14 protein-coding genes are annotated in these 15,955 nt (G+C 72.6%); 4 read left to right on the forward strand and 10 right to left on the reverse strand.

Annotation, left to right across the window (positions count from 1 at the left end; all coding sequences use genetic code 11):
- Positions 1-49 precede the first annotated feature (49 nt).
- The 3 genes from B5P21_RS08795 to dut form a co-directional block, all read right to left on the reverse strand.
- A complete protein-coding gene (locus B5P21_RS08795; protein WP_236688845.1) occupies positions 50-664 on the reverse strand; it encodes a DUF3159 domain-containing protein in 615 nt (204 codons plus the stop codon).
- Positions 665-843: 179 nt separating this feature from the next.
- The gene (locus tag B5P21_RS08800; protein ID WP_045527993.1) at positions 844-1,533 is read right to left on the reverse strand and encodes a DUF3710 domain-containing protein; all 690 of its coding nucleotides are present in this window, start codon (positions 1,531-1,533) and stop codon (positions 844-846) included.
- Entirely contained in the window at positions 1,530-2,000 is a 471-nt protein-coding gene (gene dut, locus B5P21_RS08805) for a dUTP diphosphatase (RefSeq protein ID WP_045527991.1), read from the reverse strand. The genes B5P21_RS08800 and dut overlap by 4 nt, the downstream gene beginning before the upstream one ends.
- 38 nt (positions 2,001-2,038) lie before the next feature.
- Here dut and B5P21_RS08810 point away from each other — a divergent pair, with 38 nt between their 5' ends.
- The gene (locus B5P21_RS08810; RefSeq protein ID WP_045527989.1) at positions 2,039-2,488 is read left to right on the forward strand and encodes a DUF3093 domain-containing protein; all 450 of its coding nucleotides are present in this window, start codon (positions 2,039-2,041) and stop codon (positions 2,486-2,488) included.
- Between the two features lie 47 nt (positions 2,489-2,535).
- Here the strand turns inward: B5P21_RS08810 and B5P21_RS08815 are convergent, their stop codons facing one another.
- Positions 2,536-2,829: a DUF4193 domain-containing protein gene (locus tag B5P21_RS08815; RefSeq protein ID WP_094171038.1), complete on the reverse strand. Its 294-nt coding sequence runs from the start codon at positions 2,827-2,829 to the stop codon at positions 2,536-2,538.
- A 325-nt stretch (positions 2,830-3,154) separates the two neighbouring features.
- Here B5P21_RS08815 and sepH point away from each other — a divergent pair, with 325 nt between their 5' ends.
- A complete protein-coding gene (gene sepH / locus B5P21_RS08820) occupies positions 3,155-4,351 on the forward strand; it encodes a septation protein SepH (protein ID WP_094171039.1) in 1,197 nt (398 codons plus the stop codon).
- Positions 4,352-4,403: 52 nt separating this feature from the next.
- Here the strand turns inward: sepH and B5P21_RS08825 are convergent, their stop codons facing one another.
- Positions 4,404-5,543 carry an alkaline phosphatase family protein gene (locus B5P21_RS08825; RefSeq protein ID WP_094171040.1) on the reverse strand — a complete coding sequence of 380 codons (1,140 nt, stop codon included), beginning with the start codon at positions 5,541-5,543 and terminating at the stop codon, positions 4,404-4,406.
- Positions 5,544-5,628: 85 nt separating this feature from the next.
- On the opposite strand from B5P21_RS08825, the gene B5P21_RS08830 reads away from it, so the two are divergent.
- Positions 5,629-8,175, forward strand: coding sequence for a DNA gyrase/topoisomerase IV subunit A (locus B5P21_RS08830; RefSeq protein WP_045527982.1), 2,547 nt, complete (start codon positions 5,629-5,631; stop codon positions 8,173-8,175).
- A 79-nt stretch (positions 8,176-8,254) separates the two neighbouring features.
- Here B5P21_RS08830 and B5P21_RS08835 read toward each other — a convergent pair whose 3' ends face one another.
- Complete coding sequence (locus B5P21_RS08835; protein ID WP_094171041.1) at positions 8,255-10,333, reverse strand: DNA gyrase/topoisomerase IV subunit B; 2,079 nt, start codon at positions 10,331-10,333, stop codon at positions 8,255-8,257.
- 214 nt (positions 10,334-10,547) lie between these two features.
- Between B5P21_RS08835 and B5P21_RS08840 the strand changes: the two genes are divergently transcribed.
- Positions 10,548-10,775 (forward strand): DUF7455 domain-containing protein, encoded by a 228-nt coding sequence (locus tag B5P21_RS08840; protein ID WP_012038337.1) that lies wholly within the window; start codon positions 10,548-10,550, stop codon positions 10,773-10,775.
- A gap of 102 nt (positions 10,776-10,877) precedes the next feature.
- Here B5P21_RS08840 and B5P21_RS08845 read toward each other — a convergent pair whose 3' ends face one another.
- The 4 genes from B5P21_RS08845 to B5P21_RS08860 all read right to left on the reverse strand — a co-directional run bounded on the left by B5P21_RS08845 (position 10,878) and on the right by B5P21_RS08860 (position 15,933).
- A complete protein-coding gene (locus B5P21_RS08845) occupies positions 10,878-11,612 on the reverse strand; it encodes a type 1 glutamine amidotransferase (RefSeq protein WP_045527976.1) in 735 nt (244 codons plus the stop codon).
- Positions 11,609-12,889 (reverse strand): MurT ligase domain-containing protein, encoded by a 1,281-nt coding sequence (locus B5P21_RS08850; protein ID WP_045527974.1) that lies wholly within the window; start codon positions 12,887-12,889, stop codon positions 11,609-11,611. The genes B5P21_RS08845 and B5P21_RS08850 overlap by 4 nt, the downstream gene beginning before the upstream one ends.
- A gap of 3 nt (positions 12,890-12,892) precedes the next feature.
- Positions 12,893-14,362, reverse strand: a complete 1,470-nt coding sequence (locus tag B5P21_RS08855) for an RNA polymerase sigma factor (protein WP_094171042.1) — start codon at positions 14,360-14,362, stop codon at positions 12,893-12,895.
- 248 nt (positions 14,363-14,610) lie between these two features.
- Complete coding sequence (locus B5P21_RS08860; protein ID WP_045530317.1) at positions 14,611-15,933, reverse strand: MFS transporter; 1,323 nt, start codon at positions 15,931-15,933, stop codon at positions 14,611-14,613.
- Between the last annotated feature and the right edge of the window lie 22 nt (positions 15,934-15,955).

Here is a 15,955-nt window from a genome sequence, read left to right on the forward strand (position 1 = left end):
TCGCGGAGCCGGCGAGGCAGGTCGGAGGTGGAGGTGGAGGAGGTGCGGCTCAGCCGGCGGCCGGTGCCGCCGCGTCCTTGGCGTACACGGCGCGCACGAAGAGCCACGACAGGACGAGGAGCACGCCGTAGAGGGGCGTGCCCATCACCAGGCGGGCGACGCCGAGCGCGTCGATGGAGTCGGAGAGGTAGAGCGGGAGCTGCACCGCGAGGCGCAGGGCGAAGAAGCCGACCCACACGAGCGTGAGGAGGCGGAGTGCCCTGGCCTTCCTGCGGTCCTGCCGCCACGCCGTGCCGTCTCCCATGAGGAAGCCCACGGCGACGCCGACGAGGGGCCACCCGACCACGACGGAGACCAGGAGCACCGCGAAGTACGCGCCGTTCGTCCAGAGGCCGAGGGCGTAGAAGTCGCGTCCCTCCCCCGACCGGAGGGCCAGGAACGCCGAGATGACGATGCCGACGAGCCCGCCTACCGCGGGGGCGACGGCCGAGCGCTGCACGAGCCGGGCCACGACCGCGACGACGGCGACGACGACCGGCACGGCGACCGAGAGGACGATGTCGCGCGTGAGCGTGAAGGCGACGAGGAAGAGGAGACCGGGCACGATCGCCTCGAGGACGCCCCGGATGCCGCCCATCGCGGCGAGGAGCGCGGCGGCGGTCATGGTCTCTCCGCGCGCCGCCTGCCCGAGGCCCGCTCGTTCCGCGGCCTGCGCCATGCTCGCGCCGATCGCCTCACCGGGGGCGGGCGCCGACGCGCGCGACGTGCCGTCGGGCGCGTGCGGTCCGTCGGCGGGCTCGGGACGCTGGGAATCGCTCCCGACCGGGCCTTCCCCCGACACGCTCAGGCGCCCAGCGCGGGGGCCGGGCTCTCGCCGGCCGGAGCCGCGCCCGGGGTCGTGCCGACCTGGGCCGCGGGCATCTTGAGCGGGATGAGGTCGCGCGGGGGCATGGGCGAGGATCCGCGCACCACGACGACGCTGCGGAAGAGGTCCTCGACGGCGGCCGCGGCCTCGGGGTCGGTCACGGCGCGGCCGGTGATGACGCCGCGCAGGAACCAGCGCGGGCCATCGACCCCGATGAAGCGGGCCTCGCGCGTGCTCGCTGCCGGCTGGCCGGGCTGCTGCACGACCGGGATGACCGCGTGGAGCTCGGGGCCGAAGGGTCCGTCGGCCAGGCGGGTCGTGCCGCCCTGCCGCTCGATCTGCTCCCCGATCGTCGTGCGGATCTCGTGCCATAGCCCGCTCGAGCGCGGCGCGGCGAACGGCTGCACCTGCAGGCTGGACTCGGCGAAGTCGAGGCCGATCGCGACGACTTGCTGCGTGCCCTCGGCCACCTCGAGACGCAGGTGAAGGCCCTCGCGCGGCAGGACCTTGATCCCGCCGAGGTCGACGTACGGACGCACGGGGTTCGCCTCGGTCTCGTCGAGCGGCCCCTCGTCGGCCCGGTCGTCGGGCGCGGACTTGGCGTCCAGGACGTGCTCGGCGTCGTCCGCGACGGCGTCGTCCGGCTGGTTCGCGTTCTCGTCGGTCATGTTCGGTCTCCTGGATCTCGGGCGGGGAGGGCGCCGGTGCCCGTAGAGCCGAAGCCCCCCGTGCCGCGGTGGCTCCCGGGCAGCTTCTCGACGGGCACGAAGCGCACCCGGCTGACCGGCATGACGACGACCTGCGCGATGCGGTCGCCGACCGCGACATCGTACGCGGCCTCGGCGTCGGTGTTGAGGAGGGTGACCCGGATCTCGCCGCGGTACCCCGCGTCGACGGTGCCGGGCGCGTTCACGATCGTGATGCCGTGACGTGCGGCGAGGCCGCTGCGCGGGAGGACGAACGCGGCGTACCCGTCGGGGAGGGCGATCGACACACCCGTGCCGACGGTGGCCCGCTGGCCGGGCTCGAGACGCAGGGACTCGGCGCTGACGAGGTCGGCGCCGGCGTCTCCGGGGTGCGCGTAGGCCGGGATCGGGGCGTCGCCCGCGATGAGGACGTCGACGGGATCGGGCACGGTCCGAGGCTAGTGCAGGAATCTGATCGAATAGGCGCATGCAAGCGTCCCCCTACAAGGAGCGGCTGTGGCCGGCTCCCTGGCTCTTCGTCGCCACCGCCCTCGTCATGCCCGCGAGCCTGCTCGTGTTCCTCCCCATCAGCGTCGTCGCCGGGGTGATCGTCGCGATCGTGCTGTACGCGGGCGTCGTCGCGACGCTGGTGCTCACGAGCCCGGTCATCGAGGTGGCCGACGGGCGGCTGCGGGCCGGCCGCGCGTCGATCGACGTCGACCAGCTCGGCGAGCCCGAGGGGTTCCGGGGCGCGCAGGCGACGGCCGAGCGCGGCACGCGGCTGCACGCGCGGGCGTACCTCGTGATCCGCGGATGGGTGGACCCGGTGGTGCGGGTGCCGCTCCTGGACGCGACGGATCCCGCTCCCTACTGGCTGCTGTCCACGCGCACCCCGGAACGACTGATCGCCGCGATCCGGGGATCGCGGCGATCATGACGTGCGTCCAGGCGCGGGGCCTGTAGGGGCTCTCGCCCGGCGTCGCTCTACGCGGCGCACTCCTGGCAGATGGGCCCGAGCTTCTCCTGGTGGTCGATCTGCGAGCGGTGCTTCACGAGGAAGCAGCTCACGCAGGTGAACTCGTCCGCCTGGGGCGGGAGCACCACCGTCTCGAGCTCGATGTCGGAGAGGTCGGCTCCGGCGAGGTCGAAGCTCCCGGGGTTGTCGGCATCGTCGACGTCCACGACCCCGGACATGCGGTCCGGGACGCGCTCCTTCAGAGCCTCGATCGAGTCGGAGTCGTCCTCCGTCTTGCGCGGGGCGTCGTAATCAGTTACCATTCCTGTCCACTTCTCGAATAACCGCCGAACGGAATCGGCGGGCACAGTTTGCATGAATCGCATCCGGATAGCAAACCGTCCTGAGGCCCCTGTCGGGGCTCCTGATCGGCGGTTTGGATGCGGGGAGCCAGCCCGTCCCCGGACCGCGGATGCGGACTCACACGGTACACCGTTCGCGCACAAACTGAGTGCCGTCCGCTGCCGTGATCCCGCCTCCATGCGCTCTCGTCCGACACAAGTCGCGGCGCGCCACGCGTATTCCCCGGAAGAGGGGCCGACTCGTGTCATCGTGAACCGTCCAGTGAGCGCGAGAGGCGTGGAACACATGCAGGATCTGAAGATCGTCGGAGTCGAGGACGGCGCCCTCGTCGTCGAGGGCGCGGGCGGTGACCGGCACCGTCTCGTGATGGACGACGCGTTCCGCTCCGCGTTGCGCCGTCAGTCCGCCGACGGCGGTGCCACGCGCAAGGCCGCGCCGCGCATCATCCAGTCCTTCATCCGCCAGGGCATGAGCGCCGAGGACGTCGCGCGGGAGACCGGCGCGTCCGTCGAGTACGTCCGCAAGTTCGAGGGTCCCGTCGTCGCCGAGCGCGAGCACGTCGTGCGCAGCGCGATGAAGGTGCCCGTGCACACGGCCATCGAGGTCGACCCGATGGGCCAGGGCACGCTGTTCGGCCAGGTCATCGAGGAGCGCCTCGAGTCACTCGGCGCGCAGGAGGTGCGCTGGAGCAGCTGGAAGGAGCAGCTCGGAGGCTGGGTCGTGAAGGTCGCCTTCACGAGCGAGGAGATCGAGCACGACGCGCGCTGGTCCTACGACGCGAAGAAGCACGCGCTCTCCCCCGCCAACAACGAGGCGATCACCCTCTCGCAGCAGGGCGAGATCCGCGGTGCCCTCATCCCCCGCCTCCGGGCGCTGCCGCCCGAGGCCGCCGACACGCACGAGGAGGCCGGTGTCACGCGCTTCGACAGCGGGGCCTTCCGCCTGCCCGAGCCGACGGCGTCGAGCACGCAAGACACCGCGCCCCAGCCGTGGGAGGCGCCTCGCCGCGACGAGGGTGCGTCCGTCTCGCACCTCGGGCGACAGGGCAATCACCCGGCCGGCACGCAGCAGCCGGCGCGGGTCGCTCAGGTGGAGCTGAACGAGACCGCCGACCTGCTCGAGGCCCTCCGGCGCCGACGGGGCGAGCGGGAGTCGGTCCCGCGCGAGGACGAGGGCGACGACCCGGTCGAGGACGCACCCGCGCCCGCTCCCGCCGCCCGCAGGGACGAGCCGCTGTCCCGTCCGCGCGGCGGCCAGCGCTCCGTGCCGCCGCTGCGGTCGGCGGTGATCCCCGGCATCGGCCGCGTCGACACGGGCCGCGATCGTCCGCGCGACGAGGCGGAGGACGAGGGCCTGCGCACGCCCGGCACCGGGGAGGGCCGCGGGTCCGGGAAGACCTCCGGCCGACGCGGACGCACGGCGATGCCGAGCTGGGACGAGATCGTGTTCGGCGCCCGCAGCGACGACGACCACCTGGCCTGACCACGCGCGGCCGGGTCGCCCAGGCGCGACCCGGCCATCGTCGTGGCGTGCGTCAGTCCCGCGCGAACGCCCCGGCGCGGATGAGCGGCACCAGGCGCTCCTCGTCCGAGGACGACCCGTGCTGGCCGATCATCCGACGGGCTCCCTGGTCCCGCGGGCGGCCGTCGTAGTACGCGATGAGCGCGCGCGTCGCGACGACCACGTCGCCGATGCGCGCCGCCACGCCCTCCCGCACCGGTCCGTACCAGCCCGCGGCCATGGCCTCGGCGCGCGTCGCGACGTGGGCCCGCGTCCCCTCCGAGGCGCGCCAGGCGTCGGCGAGGGCGTCGGCATCGGCGCCGGGCTCCACGTGCAGGTGCAGGCAGCGCGGCTCCCCCGCCACGTGCCGGACGCCCGCGACCAGCTCCGGCACCCGATCGAACAGGACCTGGGATGAGGCGGGCACGTCGACGATGCCGTGGTCGGCGGTGATCAGGGCGCCCTCGCGCGGGCCGAGACGGTCGAGGAAGGGACCCGCCGCCTGGTCGAGCTCCTCGAGGGACCGGAGCCAGCGGTCCGACTCCCAGCCGTGCGAGTGGGCGACCTGGTCGAGCTCGGGGACGTAGAGGTAGACGAGCGCGCGCGGCTCCCGGTCCAGGAGCGCGCGGGTGACGACGAACCGCTCGGCGATCGACTCCGCTGCGACGTAGGTCGCGCCCCGCAGCGCCGCGCGGGAGAACCCGGAACCGGCGTAGCGGGCTGCCCCGACGACGAACGCGGGGACGCCCGCGGCGACCGCCCGCTCGAACACGGTCGGCACCGGCTGCCATTCCTCCGGCACGCTGCGGGCGTCCCATCCGGACAGCAGCTTGAGGACGCGGTCGTGCGCGGGATCCAGCGCGGCGTAGCCGACGAGGCCGTGCTCGCCCGCGCGCACGCCGGTGGTGAGCGAGGTGATGCTGGCGGCGGTCGTGGTGGGGAAGCCCACGTCGACGACGTCCTTCTTCCGCCAGCGCTGCACCAGGTGGCGCGCGTGGCCGGCGCGGGCGCGGAGGGCGGCGGAGCCGAGCCCATCCACGAGGACGACCACGGCACGGTCGACGGGCGGGAGGCCGGCTTCCGACTCCTCCCCCGCGAGGGCCGCGAGGCAGCCGGGCATGACAGCGGTGAGGCTCATCCGGCGGGATCCGGACGCCGGTAGCATGGGGGCCATCCGGCCCAGTCTGCCACAGCAGCCGGGCGCGCATCCGCGTCACGACGCCGATCAGGCGCAGCGCCGATCCCGACCCAGAGAGTCCATGAGTCCCTCCACCACGAACACCACGCCCGACGAGCCCGCCGAGCGGATCGAGGACGTCGACGTCTCCACCGAGATGGAGAACTCGTTCCTCGAGTACGCGTACTCGGTCATCTACTCCCGGGCCCTGCCCGACGCGCGCGACGGGCTCAAGCCCGTGCAGCGCCGCATCCTCTACCAGATGAGCGAGATGGGCCTCCGTCCCGACCGCGGGCACGTGAAGTCCGCCCGCGTCACGGGCGAGGTGATGGGCAAGCTCCACCCGCACGGCGACTCCGCCATCTACGACGCGATGGTGCGCATGGCGCAGCCGTTCACGCTGCGGGTGCCGCTCATCGACGGGCACGGCAACTTCGGGTCGCTCGACGACGGACCCGCGGCGCCCCGGTACACGGAGGCCCGGCTCGCCGCCTCCGCGCTCGCGATGGTCGAGGGCCTCGACGAGGACGTCGTCGACTTCGTCCCGAACTACGACAACGCGTTCATGCAGCCGGCCGTGCTCCCGGCGGCGCTCCCGAACCTGCTGGTCAACGGCGCGAGCGGCATCGCGGTCGGCATGGCGACGAACATGGTGCCGCACAACCTCATCGAGGTCGTGGGCGCCGCGCGTCACCTCATCGACCACCCGGACGCCACGCTCGACGACCTCATGGCGTTCGTGCCGGGGCCGGATCTCCCCACGGGCGGCACGATCATCGGGCTGTCGGGCGTCAAGGACGCGTACCTCACCGGCCGCGGCAGCTTCAAGACCCGCGCGCGCGTCTCCGTCGAGAGCCTCACGCCGCGGAAGTCGGGGCTCGTCGTCACCGAGCTGCCGTACCTCGTCGGCCCCGAGAAGGTCATCGAGAAGATCAAGGACGGCGTCCAGAACAAGAAGCTGTCGGGCATCACCGACGTCACCGACCTCACCGACCGCACGCACGGGCTGCGGCTCGTCATCGAGATCAAGACGGGCTTCAATCCGGAGGCGGTGCTCGAGCAGCTCTACCGCTACACGCCGCTGGAGGACGGCTTCAGCATCAACAACGTCGCGCTCGTCGACGGCAGCCCGCAGACGCTGGGGCTGAAGGAGCTGCTGCAGGTCTACGTGGCGCACCGCCTCGACGTCGTCACGCGGCGCACGCGCTATCGGCTCGCCCGCCGGCAGGAGCGGCTGCACCTCGTGCTCGGCCTCCTCATCGCGATCCTGGACATCGACGAGGTGATCCAGGTCATCCGCGGCAGCGACGACACCGAGCAGGCGCGCGCGCGGCTCATGGACGTGTTCGACCTGTCGACGCTGCAGGCCGACTACATCCTGGAGCTCCGCCTGCGTCGGCTCACGCGGTTCAGCCGCATCGAGCTGGAGGAGGAGCGCGACCGGCTGCAGGCCGAGATCGCCGAGCTCGAGGCGATCCTCGCCGATCCCCGCCGGCTCCGCGCCCTCGTCTCGACCGAGCTGCAGGAGGTCGCCGACCGCTTCGGCACGCCGCGCCGCACGCTCCTCACCGAGGCGGCGCCGAGCGTCGCCGGGGCGGCGAGCCGCCGGTCGGCGCCCGTGCTCGAGATCGCCGACATCCCGTGCCGGGTGCTGCTGTCGACCACGGGCCGCGCGGTCCGCGTCGACCTGCTGGCCGATGCGCCGGGAACGCCCCTGCAGACCGTCCGCCGCAGCTCCCATGACGCGGTCCTCACCGCGATCGAGACCACGAGCCGCACGCGCATCGGGGCGATCACGAACACCGGCCGGCTCATCACCATGACCCCCGTCGACCTCCCCGTGGTCCCGGTCGCGAGCGTGCAGCTCGGCGCCGGCGTGCGGATCCGCGACTACCTCGGCCTCACGGACAAGAAGGAGCGCGTCGTCGCGCTCGTGGCACTCGGCACGGAGGAGGCGATCGCCCTGGGCACGCGCCAGGGCGTCGTCAAGCGCATCGCCCCGTCCGCCCTGCCCGCGAAGCCCGAGTTCGAGGTCATCGCGCTGAAGAAGGGCGACGAGGTCGTCGGCGCGCGTCAGGGCGCGGAGACGGACGAGCTCGTCTTCGTCACGAGCGAGGCGCAGCTGCTGCACTTCCCCGCGGTGTCGGTGCGGCCGCAGGGCATCCAGGCGGGCGGCGTCGCCGGCGTCAACCTCGGAGCCGGCGCACGCGTGCTGTTCTTCTCCTCCGTCGCCCCCGAGGGCGCCCAGGTCGTGACGGTCTCGGCGTCGTCCGCCACCATCGCGGGCGTGGATCCCGGCCGGGCGAAGGTCAGCGCCTTCGGCGACTTCCCGCGCAAGGGCCGCGCCACGGGCGGCGTCCGCGCGCACGCGTACCTCAAGGGCGAGGACCACCTCGCCCTCGCCTGGGTCGGCCCCGGGCCCGCTCTCGCGGTGGGTCCGGCCGGCGAGGTGCGGCAGCTCCCGCCCACCGGCATGAAGCGCGACGGGTCGGGCATACCGCTCGAGAAGGCGATCGGGAGCGTCGGCCAGGCGGTCACCCCCGCCGAGGCGCCGGATGCCGCGTCCGGCGCGGCCGCGGGCGTCGTCGAGCCGTCGGCCGAGGACGGCTCCGCGCCGCTCGAGACGTAGGCGCGCCGGCGCCGCGGACGCGGACGGCCGCGGACCGAGGGTCCGCGGCCGTCCGCGCATCCGGCCCGTGGCCCGCGCGTCACACGTCGATGCGGTCCCGCACGGATCCGGCGCCGTCGATGATGAACTCCTTGCGGGGCGCGACGTCGTTGCCCATGAGCAGCTCGAACATGCGCGCGGCGGCCTCGGCGTCGTCGACGCGCACGCGACGGAGCGTGCGGTTGCGGCGGTCCATGGTGGTCGTCGCCAGCTGGTCGGCGTCCATCTCCCCCAGGCCCTTGTAGCGCTGGATGGGGTCCTGGTACCGCTTGCCCTGCCGCTTGGCCTGGGCGAGCACCGCCGCGAGCTCGCGCTCGGAGTAGGTGTAGATCACGTCGTTGGGCTTGGACCCCGGGTTCATGACCACCACGCGGTGCAGCGGCGGCACGGCGGCGAACACCCGGCCCTCGTCGATCATGGGCCGCATGTAGCGGAAGAAGAGCGTGAGCAGCAGCGTGCGGATGTGGGCGCCGTCGACGTCGGCGTCGCTCATGATGATGATCTTCCCGTAGCGCGCCGCGGACAGGTCGAACGTGCGGCCGGATCCCGCGCCCAGCACCTGGATGATCGACGCGCACTCCGTGTTGGAGAGCATGTCGGGCAGCGACGCCTTCTGGACGTTGAGGATCTTGCCGCGGATGGGGAGCAGCGCCTGGTACTCGCTGTCGCGCGCGAGCTTGGCCGTCCCGAGCGCCGAGTCGCCCTCGACGATGAACAGCTCGCTGTTGGCGACGTCGTTCGAGCGGCAGTCCACGAGCTTCGCCGGGAGCGACGAGCTCTCGAGCGCGTTCTTCCGCCGCTGCGTCTCCTTGTGCGTGCGCGCGGAGATCCGCGACTTCATCTCCCCCACGACCTTCTCGAGGAGCACGGCGGTCTGCGCCTTGTCTTCGCGGCGCGTCGACGCGAAGCGCTCGGCCATGGCCTTCTGCACGACCTGGGAGACGATGGCGCGGACGGCGGGCGTGCCCAGCACCTCCTTGGTCTGGCCCTCGAACTGCGGCTCGGGGAAGCGCACCGTGAGCACGGCGGTGAGGCCGGCGAGCACGTCGTCCTTCTCGAGCTTGTCGGTGCCGACCTTGAGCTTGCGCGCGTTGGCCTCGACCTGCGCGCGGACGAATTTGAGCAGGCCCGCCTCGAAGCCGGCCTGGTGGGTGCCGCCCTTGGGCGTGGAGATGATGTTGACGAACGACTTGAAGCGGGTGTCGTAGCCCGTGCCCCAGCGCAGCGCGATGTCGACGGCGCACTCGCGCGTGAGCTCGGTCGGCACCATGGCGCCGCCGTCGGTGAGGACGGGCACGGTCTCGGTGAAGCTGCCAGATCCCTCGAGCCGCCACGTGTCGGTGAGTGGCGCATCGACGGCCAGGTGGTCGACGAACTCGGCGATGCCGCCGTCGAAGCGGAACGACTCGCGCACGGGCTGGTCGCCGCGCAGGTCATCGATGTCGATGCGGAGCCCGGGCACGAGGAAGGCGGTCTGGCGCGCGCGGCCGAGGAGCTCCTCGGTGAGGAAGGACGCGCCACGGGTGAAGATCTGCCGGTCGGCCCAGTAGCGGATGCGCGTGCCGGTGACGCCCTTGCGCACCTTGCCGACGACCCGCAGCTCGCTGCCGGACGTGAAGGGGCGGAACGGCGAGTCGGGGCTCGCCTCGCCCTGGTCGTCGAAGATGCCGGGCTCACCGCGCCGGAACGACATGGCGTGCGTCTTGCCGCCGCGGTCGACCTCGACGTCGAGGCGCTCCGACAAGGCGTTGACGACGGAGGCGCCCACGCCGTGCAGTCCGCCCGAGGAGGCGTAGGAGCCGGATCCGAACTTGCCGCCGGCGTGCAGCTTGGTGAACACGACCTCGACGCCGGAGAGGCCGGTCTTGGGCTCGATGTCGACGGGCACGCCGCGTGCGGTGTCGCGGACCTCGACGCTGCCGTCCGGATGGAGCCGCACGTCGATCAGGTCGCCGTGGCCGCCGAGGGCCTCGTCCACGCTGTTGTCGATGATCTCCCACAGGCAGTGCATGAGACCGCGCGAGTCGGTCGATCCGATGTACATGCCGGGCCGCTTGCGCACCGCCTCGAGGCCCTCGAGGACGGAGAGGTGACGGGCGGAATAATCGGATGCTGCCACGTGCTGTCCTCCATGTACGTCCGGCATTCGCCGGACGCGAGCCGACATCGATCTTAACCGCCGGCCGCCGCCTTCCCCTCCGAATCGCCGTCCACCACCCTGCGCCCTACGCGCAGAGCGAAACAGGCGCCCACGGTCGGGTCGACTGCCGGGAGCACGTGGTCTACTTGATCCATTCGGCTCGACCCAGACCCGACCCGGAGGGGAGCATCACATGACACCGACCGCGACCGAGCGTCCCGTGGACGAGCTCGACAACCACCAGCTCACCGCCAACGACCGCTGCGACAGCTGCGGCGCGCAGGCCTACATCCGCGTCGAGGTGAACAGCAGCGAGCTCCTCTTCTGCGCCCACCACGGCAAGAAGTACCAGGAGAAGCTGTCGGCCATCGCCACGAGCTGGCACGACGAGTCGAGCCGCCTGCTCGACGAGCGCGCCTAGGACGATCCGCGCCGGCTCCGGCCGGCGGACGACGAAGGGCGCATCCCCACGGGGATGCGCCCTTCGTCATGTCCGGCGCCGGCTACCCGGATCGGCGCCGCGTCAGTAGTGCGCGGGTCGCGCCATGACGGTCGCGCGCGCCTCGCGCGCCCACTCGTCGAGCCGGTCGAGCGTCCCGGAGATGTCCGAGGGCAGCTCGCGGCCATGCCGGGCGAGGGCCGCGGAGAGCAGCTCGTCCGCCAGCCGCGGGTTGAGCGCGAGGACGGGACCGCCGAGGTGCGTGCCGATCGTCGCGCCGACGCGGATGCCCTCTCCCCCGCCCTGTCCGCCGTTGCCGAAGCCGGCGCGCACCGTCCCGAGGGGTGCGTGCTCGCCGATGTCGAGGGTCGATCCGTGGTTCTCGTAGCCGACGACGTCCCCGTCCGGCGTGTCGAGCACCAGGTCGCCGACGCGTCGCTCGGCCGTCAGCGTGGTGCGCACGGGGAGGACACCGGCGCCCACGAGCTCGCCGCCGTCCACCAGGCGCACGGACTCCCCGAGGAGCTGCAGGCCGCCGCCCACCGCGAGGATCGGCACGCCGGCCTCGCGGAGCGCGACGAGGCGCGGGGCGTGCGCGACGAGGTCGGGCAGCACCGCGCGCTGCGCGGAGAGCGGGCCGGATCCCATCACGACCAGGTCGGCGTCGCCCGGGTCCCCGCCGCCCGGTGCATGCCGGACGACCTCCGAGCCGATCCCGCGGATGCGCGCGCGCTCGACGAGCACCGTCACGTTCCCGCGGTCGCCGTTGATGCCGAGCTCCTCGGGGTAGAGGTGCAGGATGCGCAGGGCGTCGCTCACGCGGGTCCTCCCTCGAGGTCCGTGTACCCGAGGATGCGGCGGATCGCCATCATCTGCTCGTAGTTCACGATCATGGTCTTGACGCCGCGCGACGGCCTCTCCATCGCGAGGAACGCCTGCACCGCGCGGCGCAGGTCGGGCTCGACCCGGCCGACCTCGAGGCCCTCGTAGCCGAAGCGCACGGCCAGCTGGTAGCCCTTCGTGCCGGAGACGACGTCGGCGTGCGTGAGCGCGGAGAGGTCGGTGTCGTAGATCCACGAGGGGTCGGGCGTGCCGTCGTCGACGGCGAGCAGCACCTGCTCGGGCGGATCGCCCAGCGCGTCGAGGTTCATCTGCAGGCTCGCCGGGTTCTTCATCATGATGATCTCGATGTCCTCGTCGCCCGCGCGCAGCATCTCGCCGCGCCCGTAGACGGCGGCGACGGAGCCGAGGCCCGTCGCGGCGCGCGCCGGGTCGAAGCGGTCGCCGAGCACGCGGCGCGCGGTCGCCAGCGCGCCCGCGGCGTCGACGGCGTAGTGCAGGCCGCGCGACGGGAGCGTCACGGGGAGGTCGCCGGACGCCAGGCGGAACACCGCGTCGCGGGCCGAGAGCGCCACGGCCTCGACGCCCGCGACCACGTGCACCGGGGCGGGATCCTCGGAGCCGAACCGCGGGGCGGACGCCAGCCCGTGCTTGCTGTCGCCGAGGAGCTCCTCGGACACGCCGAACCAGTCCACGGCGGCGCGACCGGCACGCGCGGTGTGCGCGGCGATGGCGTTGACGTGCGCGTCGTCCCGATTGGCGACGACGGCCTCGGTCGCCGTCGCGGCGATCCGCTCGAGCATGCCGACCACGCGGTCCGGCTCGTGGAAGCGGTTGAGCTGGTCGATCTGGATGTTGAGCAGCAGGACCGTGCGCGGCGTCAGCAGCGCCGAGAGCGCGACGCCGTAGGCCTCGTCGATCTCCAGCACGGCGACGTCGGCGTCCAGCCGACCCGACGCGTCGGCGTCCGCGAGCACCGCGGATGCGATGCCCTGCGGCAGGTTGCCGCCCGACGGGTTCGTGAAGACGCGGAGCCCGTGCGCACGGAGGACGGCGGTGAGCATGTGGGTGGTGGTCGACTTGCCGTTCGAGCCGGTGACCGCGACCACGCCGTGCGGCAGGTCGGCGATCGTGCGCTCGAGGAAGCGGGGATCGATGCGGAGGGCGACGACGCCGGGCACGGCGGAGCCGCCGCCGCGGAGACGGGCGGCCCAGCGGGCGGCCCGTCCCGCGGCGACGGCGAGGCGCAGGGGCACGGCCTACTCGAGGTAGTCGCGCAGCGACTGCGAACGCGACGGGTGGCGGAGCTTGGCCATGGTCTTCGACTCGATCTGGCGGATCCGCTCGCGCGTGACGCCGAACGTGTCGCCGATCTGGTCGAGCGTCTTCGGCATGCCGTCCCCGAGGCCGAAGCGCATGCGGATCACGCCGGCTTCGCGCTCGGAGAGCGAGTCGAGGAGCGACTCCAGCTGCTTCTGCAGCATGGTGAAGCCCACCGCGTCGGCCGGGACGACCGCCTCGGTGTCCCCGATGAGGTCGCCGAACTCGCTGTCGCCGTCCTCGCCCAGGGGCGTGTGCAGGGAGATGGGCTCGCGGCCGTACTTCTGGACCTCGATGACCTTCTCGGGCGTCATGTCCAGCTCGCGCGAGAGCTCCTCGGGCGTGGGCTCGCGGCCCAGGTCCTGCAGCATCTGGCGCTGCACGCGGGCGAGCTTGTTGATGACCTCGACCATGTGCACCGGGATGCGGATGGTGCGGGCCTGGTCGGCCATGGCGCGCGTGATGGCCTGGCGGATCCACCATGTGGCGTACGTGGAGAACTTGAAGCCCTTGGTGTAGTCGAACTTCTCGACCGCGCGGATGAGGCCGAGGTTGCCCTCCTGGATCAGGTCGAGGAACTGCATCCCGCGACCCGTGTAGCGCTTGGCGAGGCTGACCACGAGGCGGAGGTTGGCGCCGAGCAGGTGGCTCTTGGCGCGCTGGCCGTCGCGCGCGACCCAGCGCAGCTCGCGCTCGAGCTCGCGGGAGATGCCGGGGGTGTTCGCCAGCTTGTCCTCGGCGAACAGGCCCGCCTCGATGCGCATGGCGAGCTCGACCTCCTCGGCGGCGTTGAGCAGCGCGACCTTGCCGATCTGCTTGAGGTAGTCCTTGACGGGATCCGCCGTTGCCCCGGTGATGGTCGTCGAGTAGACGGGGACGTCCTCGTCCTCCTCCTTGTTCGACAGCACCATGGCGCCGGTGGGGAGCGGCTCGAGCACGACGGGCGGCTTGGCCGCACCGTCCTCGACGACCTCGTCGTCGGTGTCGTCCTCGGCGACCGGGACCACGACCTCCTCGGCGTCGTCGTCGGACGCCTCGCCGTCGGACGACGTCTTCTTTGCGGCGGTCTTGCGCGGCGCCGTGGCGGGCGCGGCGTCGCCGGACGCGGCAGCGGCCTTCTTGGCGGCGGCGGCCTTGGCGCGGGCGGTGGGTGCCTTGGCGGGTGCCGTGGGGGCGTCCTCGGAGACGGTCCCGTCGGCGTCGGCTGCCGCTGCGGCCTTCGCGGCGGCAGCCTTGGTGGGTGCCTTGGCGGTGGTCGCGGCCTTCGCCGCGGGTGCCTTGGTCGCCGCGGTCTTGCGGGCGGGGGCGCGCTTCGCGGGTGCCTTCGCCTCACCCGTCGCGGCGTCGTCGGCCGTGCCGGTCGCGGCGGCCGCGTCCAGGGTGGCGGACGGGGTGGAGGGGGTGGCCATGCGAACACCTTTCGTCCCCACGACGACCGGTCGTGCGCTCCGCGGTGACGCTGCGGGGTGACCTGCCGGAGGTGGGTCGGGGTTGTTTTCGGACATTGCTAGGACCCATGTCAAGTCCGCTGCTCAAGCACCACCGAGGCGATGCGACCACCGAGGTGGCGTGAGAGGCAGGACATGAACGGGTCCGTACCTGATTATTGCACGGATGGGCACGGGGACGAGCCAATGCGCCCCTGTGCTGGCCGGCGTCACGCGCGGCGTCGGCGTCGCCTGTCGAGGTAGGCAACCCAAAGGGGCCCCACGCGTATTCCCTCGTCGGCCAGCAGGCGCCGCGTCCGTCGCCGGGTCCGCACCAGCATCAGCGCCCCGAAGCCCACCACGAGGTACTGCACGGCGAACGCGACGCGGAACGAGTCGGCCACGTAGAGGTCGCTCGGCGCCCCGCCCGCCACCCGGATCCCGTCCTGCACGTCGAGCGCGATGCCGATGAGCAGCATCATCGTGAAGCTCGCCGTGAACCCCCCGACGTTCACGATGCCGGACGCCGCGCCGAGGCTCCGGGGAGGGTTGAACGTGCGCGCGAAGTCCAGGCCGACCTGCGATCCGGGTCCGCCGATGCCGATCGCGACGACGACGAGCACCACGACCGCGAGCGGCGGCCGACCCGGCCAGAGGAGCAGGACCGCCCAGGCCATGCCCATCATCGCGACGAGGCCGAGGACGAGGTTCGAGCGCCGGAACGGGAAGCGCCCGGTGAGGATCCCGATCACGGGTCCCACGACCATGCCGGACGCCACGATCACGATGAGGAGCGTGGACGCGAGCGCGCGGCTGTAGCCCAGGCCGTCCACGAGGAACGGGAAGCCCCAGAGCAGGCTGAACACCGCGCCGGAGGACTGCGTGACGAAGTGGGACCAGAAGCCGAGCTGCGTCCCCGGCCGGCGCACGCTCCGTCCGAGCTCCCGCATGGAGTCACCCCAGGGCACGCGGGGAGGCGGCGCATCCCCCGTGGGTCGATCGCGCACGGCTACGACGACGGCGACGAGGGCGACGACCGCCACGGAGGCCGACCCCAGGAACGCCGGCGTCCACCCCGACGTGTGCAGCACGAGCGAGAGCGGGATCGCCGACAGCACCTGCCCGAGCTGGCCGACGTTGGCGAACCACTGCGACAGCACCGGCACGCGCGGGCCGGAGAACCAGGAGTTGATGAGCCGCAGACCGGACACGAACGTCATCGCATCGCCGGCGCCCACGAGCATGCGACCCAGGATCGCGACCTCGAGCGTCGTGGAGAGCGCCAGGGTGACCTGCCCGGCCACCATGAGGAGCGCACCGGTCGCGAGCAGAGCCCGCGGGCCGATCCGGTCGATGAGGACGCCGACCGGGATCTGCAGGGCCGCGTACACGACGAGCTGCGTCACCGCGAGCGTCGAGAGCAGCGACGCCGAGGCGTGGAACCGCTCGCCCGCCTCGACGGAGGCGATGCCGAGGGAGCCGCGCTGGAGCACGGACGAGAGGTACGCCACCATGGCGACGCCGAGGACGATGCGGGCGCGGCGGGTGCTCATCGGCACGAGGATACCGACCCGG

The sequence above is a fragment of the Clavibacter michiganensis subsp. insidiosus genome (genome assembly GCF_002240565.1).
GTDB classification, from domain to species: domain Bacteria; phylum Actinomycetota; class Actinomycetes; order Actinomycetales; family Microbacteriaceae; genus Clavibacter; species Clavibacter insidiosus.

What these genes read in the sequence shown, in the direction of transcription:
- B5P21_RS08795 (WP_236688845.1), bottom strand. Translation starts at nt 664, where the DNA reads ATGACCGCCGCCGCGCTCCTCGCCGCGATGGGCGGCATCCGGGGCGTC.
- B5P21_RS08800 (WP_045527993.1), bottom strand. Translation starts at nt 1,533, where the DNA reads ATGACCGACGAGAACGCGAACCAGCCGGACGACGCCGTCGCGGACGAC.
- B5P21_RS08810 (WP_045527989.1), top strand. Translation starts at nt 2,039, where the DNA reads ATGCAAGCGTCCCCCTACAAGGAGCGGCTGTGGCCGGCTCCCTGGCTC.
- B5P21_RS08815 (WP_094171038.1), bottom strand. Translation starts at nt 2,829, where the DNA reads ATGGTAACTGATTACGACGCCCCGCGCAAGACGGAGGACGACTCCGAC.
- sepH (WP_094171039.1), top strand. Translation starts at nt 3,155, where the DNA reads ATGCAGGATCTGAAGATCGTCGGAGTCGAGGACGGCGCCCTCGTCGTC.
- B5P21_RS08825 (WP_094171040.1), bottom strand. Translation starts at nt 5,543, where the DNA reads ATGGCCCCCATGCTACCGGCGTCCGGATCCCGCCGGATGAGCCTCACC.
- B5P21_RS08830 (WP_045527982.1), top strand. Translation starts at nt 5,629, where the DNA reads ATGAGTCCCTCCACCACGAACACCACGCCCGACGAGCCCGCCGAGCGG.
- B5P21_RS08840 (WP_012038337.1), top strand. Translation starts at nt 10,548, where the DNA reads ATGACACCGACCGCGACCGAGCGTCCCGTGGACGAGCTCGACAACCAC.
- B5P21_RS08855 (WP_094171042.1), bottom strand. Translation starts at nt 14,362, where the DNA reads ATGGCCACCCCCTCCACCCCGTCCGCCACCCTGGACGCGGCCGCCGCG.
- B5P21_RS08860 (WP_045530317.1), bottom strand. Translation starts at nt 15,933, where the DNA reads ATGAGCACCCGCCGCGCCCGCATCGTCCTCGGCGTCGCCATGGTGGCG.